This is a genomic window from Pseudoalteromonas sp. NJ631 (genome assembly GCF_000276645.1).
Lineage (GTDB): Bacteria > Pseudomonadota > Gammaproteobacteria > Enterobacterales > Alteromonadaceae > Pseudoalteromonas > Pseudoalteromonas piscicida.
Genome location: NZ_AKXJ01000017.1, coordinates 21661 through 35195 on the forward strand (window position 1 = coordinate 21661; position 13535 = coordinate 35195).

General features: G+C 42.8%; 8 protein-coding genes. 6 read left to right on the forward strand and 2 right to left on the reverse strand.

What is annotated here, in order from left to right; genetic code table 11:
• Positions 1-63: 63 nt before the first annotated feature.
• The 3 genes from A587_RS0120475 (at position 64) to A587_RS0120485 (ending at position 4506) form a co-directional block, all read left to right on the forward strand.
• Positions 64-885 carry a glucosaminidase domain-containing protein gene (locus A587_RS0120475; RefSeq protein WP_010373940.1) on the forward strand — a complete coding sequence of 274 codons (822 nt, stop codon included), beginning with the start codon at positions 64-66 and terminating at the stop codon, positions 883-885.
• A gap of 19 nt (positions 886-904) precedes the next feature.
• Positions 905-1525, forward strand: coding sequence for a DUF2987 domain-containing protein (locus tag A587_RS0120480; protein ID WP_232288098.1), 621 nt, complete (start codon positions 905-907; stop codon positions 1523-1525).
• Between the two features lie 314 nt (positions 1526-1839).
• Positions 1840-4506 (forward strand): TonB-dependent receptor plug domain-containing protein, encoded by a 2667-nt coding sequence (locus A587_RS0120485; protein ID WP_017219097.1) that lies wholly within the window; start codon positions 1840-1842, stop codon positions 4504-4506.
• Between the two features lie 308 nt (positions 4507-4814).
• Here the strand turns inward: A587_RS0120485 and A587_RS0120490 are convergent, their stop codons facing one another.
• Complete coding sequence (locus A587_RS0120490; RefSeq protein WP_010605027.1) at positions 4815-6149, reverse strand: dicarboxylate/amino acid:cation symporter; 1335 nt, start codon at positions 6147-6149, stop codon at positions 4815-4817.
• Positions 6150-6329: 180 nt separating this feature from the next.
• Here A587_RS0120490 and A587_RS0120495 point away from each other — a divergent pair, with 180 nt between their 5' ends.
• Together A587_RS0120495 and topA are read left to right on the forward strand one after the other, a co-directional pair.
• On the forward strand, positions 6330-9314 hold the full coding sequence (locus A587_RS0120495; protein WP_017219098.1) for a hypothetical protein: 2985 nt from the start codon (positions 6330-6332) through the stop codon (positions 9312-9314).
• A gap of 251 nt (positions 9315-9565) precedes the next feature.
• Positions 9566-12211 (forward strand): type I DNA topoisomerase, encoded by a 2646-nt coding sequence (gene topA, locus A587_RS0120500; protein ID WP_010373951.1) that lies wholly within the window; start codon positions 9566-9568, stop codon positions 12209-12211.
• A gap of 315 nt (positions 12212-12526) precedes the next feature.
• Here topA and A587_RS0120505 read toward each other — a convergent pair whose 3' ends face one another.
• A complete protein-coding gene (locus A587_RS0120505; protein ID WP_010373953.1) occupies positions 12527-12769 on the reverse strand; it encodes a hypothetical protein in 243 nt (80 codons plus the stop codon).
• A gap of 191 nt (positions 12770-12960) precedes the next feature.
• Between A587_RS0120505 and A587_RS0120510 the strand changes: the two genes are divergently transcribed.
• Positions 12961-13503, forward strand: coding sequence for a TIGR00645 family protein (locus tag A587_RS0120510; RefSeq protein WP_010373955.1), 543 nt, complete (start codon positions 12961-12963; stop codon positions 13501-13503).
• Positions 13504-13535 lie beyond the last annotated feature (32 nt).

Sequence of the window (13535 nt, forward strand, 5' to 3'; positions counted from 1 at the left end):
AAGTTCTTAGAGACTTAGGGAAAGAGACTCCGTTTCCAGAACAACGCCACTGCGAGGAGAAGTATGCAAGCTAAACTGATTAAACTCATTGTTGCCCTAGTGACCATTTGGGCGTTAATTTATCCTTTTATCCAAGATAAAGGTCCTCAAGATTCTACCTTAGATCAAGAGGATACCGGTGCAGAGGTTGTACCTAAGGTGCCGGAAAAGCCACTCCATAGTGTAAAGCTACCCAATTTTTCAGCCATTCGTGACATTAAGGAAAAGAAAACGGCGTTTTTCGACTTTATTAAACCGCACGTAGAAGCCGAAAATAAACAGATCTTAGAGCAGCGGGCAACGCTTGAAATCGCTCTGATGATGGTGCAATTTGATGAAACGCTAACACGCAAACAAATAGAAAAGATTGCGATGATTTTCACAAAGTATGATTTAAAAGGCGAAGCCATCAATGAATCTTCGCTCAAAAGAGCACTGCGCCGAGTGGATATTATTCCTAAAGAGCTGGCGCTGATGCAAGCTGCTAATGAATCTGCCTGGGGCACGTCACGGTTTGCACGGATTGGGTTAAACTTTTTTGGCCAATGGTGTTACACCAAAGGCTGCGGCATGGTGCCGAAGCGGCGAGAAGATGCGGCCGATCACGAAGTTAGAGCATTTCAGTCGGTAAGAGCCGCGGTCAAGTCATACTTTAGAAATATTAACACCAATGATGCATACAGGGAGTTGCGTTCGGTACGAGCAGAGCTGCGAGCTCAAAAAGCGCCGATTGACGCGACAGTATTAACAAGTGGTCTGTTGAGTTATTCAGAGCGTGGTGAAGACTACGTGAACGAACTTAACGATATGATAAGGCATAACCGAGCGTATTTTGATGAAGAGTAAGATTGTAGTTGTCCTGATAATGGCACTTTGGAGTGCGATAGCCTCTGCTAAAACGGTCACCTTTGCATACGACAGCTTTTACGACAGACTAAAAGTGGTAAGTAAAGGCGAGTTTGAGTTTGCACGTGTGGGTTTTTACCTTGTTGATACAATGAGTATGCAAGCCTGTAAAATCACGACGGGTAATATTGTGACCGAGGAAGCGAGCTTTCCATTGTCGTACACTGATGAAGCGCAGCTCTTGCTGCCATTTGACAAAGAATTGGACAAAGACAAAGCAAAAGTAGTGATTGAAACGAAGGGCGCAAACTCGGACTGCCAGCTAAAAATGCAGATTGAAGCTGAGTTATTTAACACAACATCTTTGAGCAAAGCTGACCTTTATAAAATGCAACAGGAATTTGAAGAGCTACTGGCTGATCTCTCAGGCTTTTTTATTAAACACTTACTGTCATTTTTGCTGCCTGAGCAACAGGGAGTTATTGTGACCTTTGGCAGAAGTCAAACCGTTACCGACGCTACAATGAAGTGTGAGTTGCAAGTCTGTCAAATCAGCGTCCCGAAGACGTGGTCAAACGACAATACACATTTTGCTGACTCTGCTAATGTGAAGTCAGTGCAACCTTGGCTGGCACTATAATTAGCCCATCATAATATAAAGTAACGTCTATAGACTTTAGTCGGAGCTATTCAGACTAACTAAATTCGTTGAACGTTACTTTACCCTTGCATTTCTTACAGATAAAACCCTCTCTTATCACCTTTAATCCTTCTTTTGACAATAATTCACACCGGCAAATAACGTTATCTATTCGTCGTGAATTTCTGCTATTAGACACCCAAATTGGAAACTTAATGTTAAATAAATGCATTGTTAAAGTTGCTTCGGTATGCTAATAATGGCTGGATTATTAAAAAAACTACAGTGTAATTATCAACTTAAGGGGAAACAGGATGACCTATAAATTACCACTCAGTGCGCTCTCTATTGCCGTTTTAATCGGCATGAATCAACAAGTTAAGGCTGAAGAAACGAAGCAAGTTGAACGTATTGAAGTGACCGGTTCTCACATTAAAAGAACAGATTTAGAAGGCCCGTCACCAATCCAAAGTTTATCAGCAGCTGATCTAGCTTCAACGGGATCAACGGACCTTATTGGCGCGTTGCAAAAGCTGCCGGTATCGGGTACTGGTACTTTTAGTACGCAAGGTAACTCAAGCGATGACACTGCAAATGGTGGATCTAGTGTTGCTCTAAGAGGGTTAGGGGCATCATCGACACTTGTATTAATCAATGGCCGCCGCGTTGCGGTTAGCCCATTTGCAAAAGATATCGAAACATCATTTGTGGACTTAAATACCATTCCGGTTTCATCGGTTAAACGTATCGATATTCTAAAAGATGGCGCTTCTGCGACTTATGGTTCGGATGCAGTAGCGGGTGTTATTAACATCATTCTTCGTGATGATATCGACGGTTTTGAAGTTGCAGGTAAAATCTCAGACACCGCAGATGGTGGTGCCGAAGAGCAAAACTTTACCCTTCTTTGGGGTTCGTCAACACAAAATGGCCACCATAATTTCTCACTCGATTATTTCAAACGTGGTCACTTAACGTATGCAGATCGTGACTATACGGCATCTGCTGATCAGCGTTTTCGTGGTGGTAATAACTCATTAAGTTCTGCTGGTGTTCCTGGTAGTGTTGAAGTGATGAGAAGCATGTTAACAGACGAGCAGTGGGCGAGATTACCTGTTGTTCGTGTTGAAGACGATGGCACTCAGGTAAGACAGACTATCTTTACGGACGTATGGGGTAATGATAAATGCGATCCTGCTTTAGATATTGGTGATATTTGTCGCTACGACTACGCGCCACACATGACCGCAATTCCTTCGACAGAGCGTGTTAGCTTTAACTATAACGGTGTACAAGAGATCACCGATGGTATTGAAGGCTTTGCTGAACTTTCGGCGCAGCACTCTACAACTTTCATTCAAGGTGCAGGTAGTCCAAGCTTTACAGAACTATTTATGGATGGTGATAACCCAAACCATCCACTATTTAACGACCCAGACCATTTCTTACATGGTGTAGATATTTCAATGCGTCGTCGTACAGTCGATATCGGTAACCGTAAAAAAGATGTTGATTCTGAATACTACCGCGCAGTCCTTGGTGCTCGTGGTGAGTGGAATGCGTGGTCTTGGGAAGTTGCATATTCTGCTATTCGTTCAAGTGCAGTTGAAAAGGGTTTTGATGGTTTCCCTAACAAGCTAAGAGCGCAGCAAGCGATTGATGAGGGTCTTTGGAACCCATTTGAACCAAGCACCAATACAGAAGCAGGTCTGGCGTTTTTTGAGACCACGACTACACGTTATGGTGCATCAACCATGCAATCATTAGACGGTACTATTTCAGGTGAACTGTTTGAATTGGGTGCAGGCTACGTTGCTGCAGCGTTTGGTTTCGAACATCGCTACGAGAAAATCGAAGATAACCCAGATAGCCAATACATCAGAGGTGAAATTTTTGGTACAGAAGCGACGCAAGCGAACGGTGATCGCGACAATACTGCGATATTCGCAGAATTTAGCGTACCAGTGCTAGATACGCTAGAGCTACAATTAGCATTGCGTTATGAAGACTATAGTGACTTTGGGACAACAACCGATCCAAAAGTAGCATTCCGTTGGTCACCACTTGATAGCCTTGTGGTTCGTGGTTCTTGGGGAACAGCATTTAGAGCACCTTCTCTTGTGCAGCTACATCTAGGTAGAACAGACGAATCTCCAAGCGTGATAGACCGCGAGCGTTGTCGCCAAACTGGCGCTGATGATGATTGTAGCCCGTATGAATACACTGCGATTGTGTCTGGTAACAAAAATCTACAACCAGAAGAGTCAGAAAACTACAACTTAGGTGTTGTGTGGCAAGCGACCGATGACTTTAGTATCGGTGTGGATTACTGGAACTATGATCAAGAAGATCTTATCAAGAAGATAGGTGCACAGAAGTTAGTTGATTGTTGTGGTACCGATCCTAATTTGGTGGTGCGTGCACCGAATCAGGGCAGCACACTTGGTCGTATTCTAACTATTAACGACACCTTTGTTAATATTGGTGGTCGTGAAACAGACGGTTTCGATGTTAACTTAGCCTACGCATTAACTACACGTGAAATGGGTGAGTTTAAGTTCAATTATAACTTAACTTACGCACTTAACTTTGAAGAGCAATCATTTGAAAGTGACGATCAAGGTAACACATTCAATGTTGCAGAAGATCTCAATGGAGAATACCAGCATCCACAGTTCCGTTGGACTGCAGGCATGGACTGGGCCAAGAATGATTGGCTTGCAAATATCAGCGTAAACTATGTCGATTCGTATAAAGACCTTGCCGATAGTGATGGCAATAAATATGAGATTGATTCATGGACTACCGTTGATACAAGCGTCAGTTATATTGGCGTAGAAAAGCTGACAGTAACGCTTGGTGCGTCTAACTTGTTTAATGAGGAAGCGCCGCTTGCTCCTTCCGAGTCTATGGGAATTGACAATAAAACGCACAGTATCCTTGGTCGTCAAGCATACGTGAAGTTTGCATACCAATTCTAATACATTAACGTTTATTAAGATGAAAGCCGCGCTTTATAGCGCGGTTTTTTCTTATACCAATTCGCTTAATTAAGTGGCCTAGCTTTGAAATGGAGAGACTTACCGGTAACTCCATGTCCAAATCCTGCAATAACTAAAGTACTCATATGCATAAGCACGGAGAATCTTCTGTTTAATTTTATTCTGTACCTAGGAAAAAAGTGGCAATGAAGAAAAGGGTATGGATTGCAGATATGTCGCTAGAGAGTATTGAGTTAGCTGATTGAGGAGAATAACGCAGCTATTATACCTAGCTGCGTTATTGATATTTACGCTTTTGCTTTTGAAGTGGTTTCTTCTAGTTCTTTTGCTGCATCAGGGTCGTTGAAAACATCAATATCAAATTCGTTTTCAGACTTAGCGACAGCACAAGTTACCATACAGTCACCAGTGACGTTAACGGCTGTTCTTGTCATATCTAGTAGTCTGTCTACACCAATGATAAGCGCGATACCTTCAACTGGCAATCCAACTTGGTTAAGCACCATTGCAAGCATGATCAAACCAACACCAGGCACACCTGCCGTACCAACAGAGGCAAGAGTAGCAGTCAAGATAACCATGAGATAGTCATTAATGGTGAGGTCTACACCAAATACCTGAGCAATGAAGACTGTTGCAACACCTTGCATAATAGCTGTGCCATCCATATTAATGGTTGCACCTAGAGGGATCGTGAAAGAAGCAACTGAGTTATGTGCACCTAGCTTCTTAGTCGCCGTCTCTAGTGTTACTGGCATAGTCGCACTTGAACTTGAGGTACTAAAGGCAAACATACACGCGTCTTTCATTTTCTTCAGGAAGATGATTGGGCTCAAACCTGTTAACAGCTTAAATAAGATTGAATAGTTAATGAATGCATGAATTAGCAGCGCTGCTAGTACTACCATGAAGTATTTGCCGAGCTCGGCGATTAAACCCATGTCGATGGTTGTAAACAACTTGGCCATCAAACAAAATACACCATATGGAGCGACATTCATTAATAAGGTCACTAGCTTAAGCACTACAGTATTTAGATCTTCAAATACAGATGCTAGGCGAGCACCTGCGTCTCCGCTTAGTGCCATAGCAATACCAAATAGCAGCGCAAAGACGATGATTTGAAGCATGTTACCATTGGCCATCGCGTCAATTGGGTTAGTCGGGAACATGTTGATTATAACTTGCACAAGTGTCGGCGCTTGCTTTGCGTCAAATGACGCGCTGCTTGGAATTTCAACGCCACCGCCCGGTGCAATGAGTAGTGCGAGCGTGATTGCAACTGTGATTGCGATTGCTGTTGTAATGAGATACAAACCAATGGATTTACCACCCAAGCGGCCTAATTTCTTTGGGTCACTGAGGCTACATGTGCCACATACAAGGGAAATAAACACTAAAGGAACAACAAGCATTTTTAAGCTTGCAATGAAGATTTGCCCACCTATGTGGAATAAACCGTCAACGAAAAAACCTTTAATGGGGAGGTCGAAAAGACCTAAAGGAATGAGTATTTCTTTATTCTTACCTAGGATGGCTTGAAGAGTGAGGCCTAATACAACACCCAACACCATGCCTATCATAATGCGCGCCGTTAGGCCCATTTTTTGATTTTCTGACATTGTCCTAACACTATGTATCTTAAAACTGCTAAAGCTTAACAGGCTTGGCGCAGATGAACAGCATTTCACGACAGAAAATCTATCTAATCTAATAAAAAATTGTGATTTTATCGCTAAAATTGGGTTACTATTGAGCAATAATAAAATTAACTTAGCTAGGGAGATAGGTGAATGCCCTTGATGCGCTATTTTAGCATACTGATGCTAGCATTCTTACTGACCGCGTGCGGTGGCGGCGGCAGTATCCAAAAAGATACAGATAATGGTAATGGTGATGATGGTAGCGATGGTACTTATGCCATTACGCTTTCGGGAGCGGATACTGGTGGTAATTTAACGAATACACTTTCATCTTCATCTCCTCTAGTAATCACTGCCACGTTAACAAAAGATGGTAGCCCGCTGGCAAATAGTCGAGTCGTTTTTGAGAGCGACGAATTTGCTACCATGGAACCCAGCTCAGGGTCTGTGCTTACAAATACTGAGGGCAAAGCGTCAATTACTTTAAAAGTGACGGCTACTGTAGGTGCTGGACGTATTACGGCGACTTACACTCAAGGTGATAATAGTGCAACGAGATCTTTTGATTTTACCTCTCAAGGTGGTGGTGATGACGGTAATGTAACCGCGTCAGCAAAACTTGAGGTTATGTTGTTAAGTAAATGCCCTGCAGGTTGGGATGATAGCCGAAATCAGGCAATGATAGATCCGATCGCTGCTGGGTGTACTCGTGTCAATCAAGTATCGTCAAACGAGACTGCTGATGTATTCATCAAAATGACATCTAGCCAAACAGGTGATGCTATTGCCAACGCGTTAATTAGCGCTGAGACTACTTTAGGGGCTATTTTACCATCGACAGGCACCGCGTTAACGGATTCTTTTGGTATTGCAATCCTAAAGTTTCAGCCTGGTAACCAAGGTGGCGCAGGTACTATTACGGTAAACTCTCCTGATTATGTTGATGTCACTCAGGCTATCAATTTTAATGTTGGTGTTGCTCAGTTGAATGTTACGATTGACAATGGTTTGGTTGATAGTAATGGCGTCCAACAAAAGCTTTCCGCAGGTGGAAGTACGGTTATTACCGTGACGTTAAAGGATCAGAATGGGGCATTAATCAACGGCGCTGTTGAAGTTGCATTTAGCTCAGCTTGTTCCGTAGCGACCCCTGCGCTTGCAGAATTAGATGAAACGGTAAATACCTCAAATGGTATCGCCCGTTCTACATACCGTGCTAAAGGTTGCCAAGGCGAAGATAGAATTTCTGTTACTATCCAAAACGGCAGCTCTCCAATAAATCAAGAAACGATTATTGAAGTGGATAGCGCGCTTGCACAAGCGGTACAGTTTTTACCTGAAGAAGATGGGTTTAATCAGTTTATTGCTTTACCCCCTGGTGAAGGCGGTTTACCAACCCAATCTGTTGTGAGCTTTAAACTGGTAGATGAAGATAACCTTGCAATTCCACGAGCGCGAGTCGACTTTAGATTGTCAGATGAGCAAGGCCTAGCCTCACTTACGCAAATTACCGGAAACACCAATGCAAATGGTATTGTAAGAACAACCGTTAAGTCTGGTATTGTGCCAGGACCGCTTGTTGTCAGTGCGTGTTATATCCCAGAAGAATCTTACGTGAATTTGCCTGAAGGTGATGCGATTACCTGTTGGACGGATATTGCTAACGCTTGTAATGATGCAGATGCATCAAACGACGATGCCCGCTGTCCTTCAGGCGTAATGCACACAATCCCATTAAGTGAGCAAATCTTTGGTGTATCGTCGGGATTAATTTTAAGCTCAGGTGTCACCGATCAGGATACGTTTGACGCTTCCCCCGTTACATTCAATACCAACTCGCTTAATTATAATGGAGTAACAACAAATATTACCTTGTTCTTTGGTGATCAATTCAATCAGTTTAATGCTGATGGCGTTGCTGCAACTGTGATTGCTGAAGCCGGTGCTATAGGTAGTACTGAGTCTGAGGACACTTACGATTGTAGAACGAATAATGCTGCTTGTACTGTGGTGTGGCGTAGCCAAGGAGATAGACCTTTCTATGAATATCGTTGGGGTAACCGCATTGGTGATATAGACGGTAATGCGAATACCTTTGAAGCGGTAGCACCTAGGCTAGCAGCTACATTATCAAATACTCAAAAGCAAAGTTCAGCTAATTGGAACTGTGACCCATATTTTGGTAATGCTGCACCATGTATTAATGGCATGCTAAGACAAAAAGACGCTTCATCAAGTGATAGTTTGGAGACAAAAAATAGACGAATTGTTATGGGTGGGCGTGTAAGTGTGTTGGCTTTTGTTAAAGGCCAAGAAAATTTCAGAGATGAGCAATCAAGCGGTGGAGTAGAGCGCCGTAATGGTCGATTTGATATTGGTGAATATCGCCAAGAGTTTGACCTTACAGAAGCATTCCTAGATACCAATGAGAATGGTCGCTTTGATAAAGAGAATTGTGATTCTGCCTCAAACACTGGACCTTGTTCTCCAACCGGAACTGTAAATGGCGGTCATGACGATTGGTGGATGGATAGCAATAACAATGGTCGCTTTGATTTTGATATCGATGGCAACAATATTTATGAAGGGGACGGCAAATATAATGGTTTGCTTTGTTCAGAAGCAGCTGAAGCTGCAGGAGAATGTACTAAAGAGCTAGTTAATGTTTACAGACAATTTGAATTGATAATGTCTGGTGATAATGCTTTTGTGCGATTTACAGTGCCGGCTGCGCTTGCAGGTTCGAATACGTGCCCAAGTGGGAATGGCTTAGTGCTTGAACCATCTGGAGTAGATGGTGTGTGCGACCTCGCCAGTGTAGATTTCACGGCGGCAGGCAGCCCATCAGCTGTTCCTATCACGATTTATTTCACTGATGAGTTTGGTAATCCGCTTCCAGCAGGTACAGAAGTCGAAATTTCAACAAATAACGGTGAGTTGACCAGTGGTAGTGTGTCTGGCACCTTAGGGAACTACACAAGTGATAAGCCAAACTTCTTCAACGTTACTTTGGCAAGAGAAGCTGAGCCAAACAACAAACTTTCTGGCGTATTAGGGATCAAATTTACTTTCCCAGCTTTGGGAGATGATGATGACGAACGAAAGACACAATCAATCGGAATAAGCGTTACAGACGCTGGATAATTCAACAAATGCCAACTTTCGGGTTGGCATTTTTGTTTCTATTCCTTTATATTCCCGTGCCTTAACCTTATATATATGAATGCGTCCCTAAATTGGCTGAATATTGTACATAAATTGGATAATAATTCGGTGATCAGGGAAAAGTTAGTATTTTTAGCTTGTAACAATAGGTGTTTGTAGATATACCTATAAGTAATTTAACGCCCAAGTAAGGGCAAACATCAGACAGAATCGGTCAAAAATAGGCAGCTATGGGCAAATCGCTAGTAATTGTAGAGTCTCCCGCGAAGGCAAAAACAATCAATAAATACCTCGGCAAGGATTACATTGTTAAATCCAGTGTAGGCCATGTTCGAGATCTTCCTACCTCAGGGGCAGGTAAAACGAAAGGCTTGGCAACTAAGTCGCCAGCTGAAGTACGTAAAATGTCACCTGAAGAAAAAGCGCAATATAAAAAGCAAAAAGATTATGCAAATTTAGTTGCGAGGATGGGGATTGATCCTGAGAAGGGTTGGGAACCGCATTACGAAATTTTGCCGGGTAAAGAAAAAGTAGTTCAAGAGCTACAGAAACTTGCTGAAGATGCTGACCATATCTATCTCGCAACCGATTTGGATAGAGAAGGGGAAGCCATTGCTTGGCACCTTGAACAGATTATCGGTGGCGATGAGAGCAAATATAAGCGTGTGGTCTTTAACGAGATCACCAAAAACGCGATAACCCAAGCGTTTGAAGCGCCTGGCGACCTTAACACCGACATGGTATATGCCCAGCAGGCAAGACGATTCCTTGACCGTGTTGTTGGCTTTATGGTCTCCCCGCTGCTTTGGCAAAAAGTAGCAAGAGGGTTGTCGGCAGGTCGCGTACAATCTGTTGCTGTGAGATTACTTGTTGAGCGAGAGCGTGAGATTAAAGCGTTTATTCCAGAAGAGTTTTGGGATATTCACGCCGATGTTAAAGCAACAAAAGATGATATTCGCCTAGCGGTTACTAAGTTTAAAGGTGAAGCATTTAAACCAGTAAATAAAGCACAGGCTGATACTGCTGTACAAGTGCTTGAAAACAGTGCTTACGAAGTAGTCAAGGTTGAAGAAAAGCCAAGTAAGAGTAAGCCAAGTGCGCCATTTATTACCTCGACAATGCAGCAAGCGGCAAGTACTCGTTTAGGCTATGGCGTAAAGAAAACCATGATGTTAGCGCAGCGTCTATATGAAGCGGGTTACATCACCTATATGCGTACGGACTCGACGAATTTATCAAACGACGCGTTAGAAATGTGTCGTGGCTATATCGATAGTGAATTCGGTAGTAAGTATCTTCCAGAAGCACCACTGCGTTATTCCGCAAAAGGCAACGCACAAGAAGCGCACGAGGCAATTCGTCCTTCTGATGTGACGATCTTATCAGGTCATTTAGACGGCGTAGAGGCAGATGCTAAGAAGCTCTATGAGCTTATTTGGCGTCAGTTTGTGGCGTGTCAAATGATGCCAGCAGAGTATGATCTAACAACGCTGACTGTCGCCGCGGAAGATTACACGTTAAAAGCGAAAGGTCGCGTGCTACGTTTTGATGGTTGGACACGTGTACAACCAGCCGTTCGTAAGAAGAATGAAGAAGAGCAGGCGCTTCCAAGTGTTTCAGTTGGCGACAAGCTTGATCTTATTGCGATTGATCCTAAGCAGCACTTTACTAAACCACCAGCACGTTTCAGCGAAGCAAGCTTAGTTAAGGAATTAGAAAAGCGTGGTATTGGTCGTCCATCTACCTATGCTGCTATCATTTCGACGATTCAGGACCGTGGTTATGTTCGAGTTGAAAACCGCCGTTTTTACGCTGAAAAAATGGGCGAGATCGTAACTGACAGACTCGTTGAGAATTTCAACGATTTAATGGACTTTGACTTTACCGCTAAAATGGAAGGTCGCCTGGATGATATCGCAGAGGGCGAACGTTTATGGACGCAGGTACTTGATAAGTTTTACGCCGACTTTTCTAACCAGCTAGAAATCGCAGCTGGCGATGAAAGTGAAGGCGGCATGCGACAAAATGTGATGGTTGAAACAGACATAGATTGTCCAACATGTTCACGCAAAATGGGTATTCGTACTGCTTCTACTGGAGTATTCCTTGGCTGTACAGGCTATAACTTGCCGCCAAAAGAGCGTTGTACCACCACAATTAATCTGGTGTCTGGTGATGAAGCGGTTGCCGCGGATGCGGATGAAGAGGCGGAAGCTGAATCGCTGCGTCATATGAAACGTTGTCCAATTTGCGAAACGGCAATGGACTCATACCTTATCGATGAAACGAAAAAGCTCCATGTATGTGGTAATAACCCGGCGTGTAAGGGCTATGTCATTGAGACCGGTGCATTTAAGATCAAAGGCTACGATGGACCACTGATTGAGTGTGACAAGTGTGGCTCGGATATGCAGCTTAAATCTGGCCGTTTTGGTAAGTATTTTGGTTGTACAAATGAAGACTGTAAAAACACACGTAAGCTATTGAAAAACGGTGAAGCTGCACCACCGAAAGAAGATCCAGTTCCGCTTCCGGAACTAGAATGCGAAAAGTCGGATGCGCATTTTGTGCTTCGAGATGGCGCTTCAGGTATTTTCTTAGCGGCGCACACATTCCCGAAATCACGTGAGACAAGAGCCCCGAAAGTATCAGAGCTAAAACGCTTCAGAGATAGAATTTCACCTAAATTCTATTATCTGGCTGATGCGCCTGAGCAAGACTCAGATGGTAATCCTGCGATTGTTCGCTACTCTAGAAAAACCAAGACACAATATGTGATGACAGAAGTGGATGGTAAAGCGACGGGTTGGAAAGCGACGTATAGCAATGGTAAATGGGTAGAAGAAGAGAAAACTACCAAGAAAAAGAAAGCTTAACAGCTAGCCAAACATCGATAATTGCTTTCAGGTGTTATTGAAAATAAAAGGCCGCTCAACACATTGAGCGGCCTTTTTCATCATGAATGCCATCACTTAAATAACCTGAGGTTTGGATAAGGAATGTTCCAACTCATTGTTGCTAAAGCACAACTTAGTTTTCTCCTTGTCTAGCCAGAGAGTTTTAGGGAAAACAAGGCGAATTTACGCACCAATAGCTGGCTATTGGAAGTGAATTCAACGCAGTTAGCGCTAAAACTGGCTGCTAGAAAGGCATTAATTATCCGCAGCTCAGGTTAAATAAGCGAACTGGTATTACTTAATGTTTACGTCTTTGACTTTTTGATAGCCAGTTGCTTCTAGCTCGTCGTTAACGCAATTCAAAACATATTTTTTCATCTCAGATGCTTGTACATCATCATCTTTTGCCCAATCAAGGCACATTTGAGTTAACTCTTGAACCAAATCTGCAGGCGCGACTGGTAACTCTTCATCGGCTTGTACTTGTACACAAGCAAAAAGAGATAGAGCGATTAATGATGAAACTAAGGTTTTCATTCGTGTTACCTGTTAGTTGAAAGAACAAGCATGTTTTAAAGCAAAATTTAAAATAAGGAAAACGAATTTATTTTCTCTTTAAGAGCAGAAAATTGATTCAAATTTACATCAATAAATGGTGAGAAATATAAGCGTTGGTGCTACATTTATAGGTTCAGTCAAACTTACTAAAGATGGTGAAAATCAAAAACATGGAGCAAGAAACCAAGTCCGAGAATGAGCAATTTAATCGTTATGAACATCTCTTAGAAAGAACCTTATTTAAAGGGCGATGGCTGTTAGCGCCGTTCTTTGTTGGCCTACTACTCGCGATTGTATTGCTGTTACTTAAGTTCTTTAAACAGCTTTATGTGATGACCATCAGTGCGCTTACCGCGACAAATCAAGAATTACTCATTGGTATCTTAACATTGGTTGATACGGCTTTACTGGCTGGGTTGTTGATCATTATTATTTTTAGTGGCTACGAGAATTTTGTTTCTAAGCTTAATGTCGAACCACAAGAAGACAAACCGACTTGGATGGGGAAAGTTGGCTTCTCAGGACTTAAAATCAAGCTGATCAGCGCCATCGTAGCGATATCTGCCGTAGAGTTGCTCAAGGTCTTTATTCATTCTCAAGATTTAACTAGTGAGCAGCTTGCTTGGAAAGTAGGCATACATATTACTTTCGTGATCTCTGGGGTGTTGTTTTCGGTTACCGATTTTATTAATAGTCGAACCCATTCCCATTAAATATTGCAGCTGTAAAGGAGTGATAATCGACT

Excerpts from the sequence above, each read along its gene's own strand:
- A587_RS0120475 (WP_010373940.1), top strand. The coding sequence starts at position 64 with ATGCAAGCTAAACTGATTAAACTCATTGTTGCCCTAGTGACCATTTGG.
- A587_RS0120480 (WP_232288098.1), top strand. The coding sequence starts at position 905 with ATGGCACTTTGGAGTGCGATAGCCTCTGCTAAAACGGTCACCTTTGCA.
- A587_RS0120485 (WP_017219097.1), top strand. The coding sequence starts at position 1,840 with ATGACCTATAAATTACCACTCAGTGCGCTCTCTATTGCCGTTTTAATC.
- A587_RS0120490 (WP_010605027.1), bottom strand. The coding sequence starts at position 6,149 with ATGTCAGAAAATCAAAAAATGGGCCTAACGGCGCGCATTATGATAGGC.
- A587_RS0120495 (WP_017219098.1), top strand. The coding sequence starts at position 6,330 with ATGCGCTATTTTAGCATACTGATGCTAGCATTCTTACTGACCGCGTGC.
- topA (WP_010373951.1), top strand. The coding sequence starts at position 9,566 with ATGGGCAAATCGCTAGTAATTGTAGAGTCTCCCGCGAAGGCAAAAACA.
- A587_RS0120505 (WP_010373953.1), bottom strand. The coding sequence starts at position 12,769 with ATGAAAACCTTAGTTTCATCATTAATCGCTCTATCTCTTTTTGCTTGT.
- A587_RS0120510 (WP_010373955.1), top strand. The coding sequence starts at position 12,961 with ATGGAGCAAGAAACCAAGTCCGAGAATGAGCAATTTAATCGTTATGAA.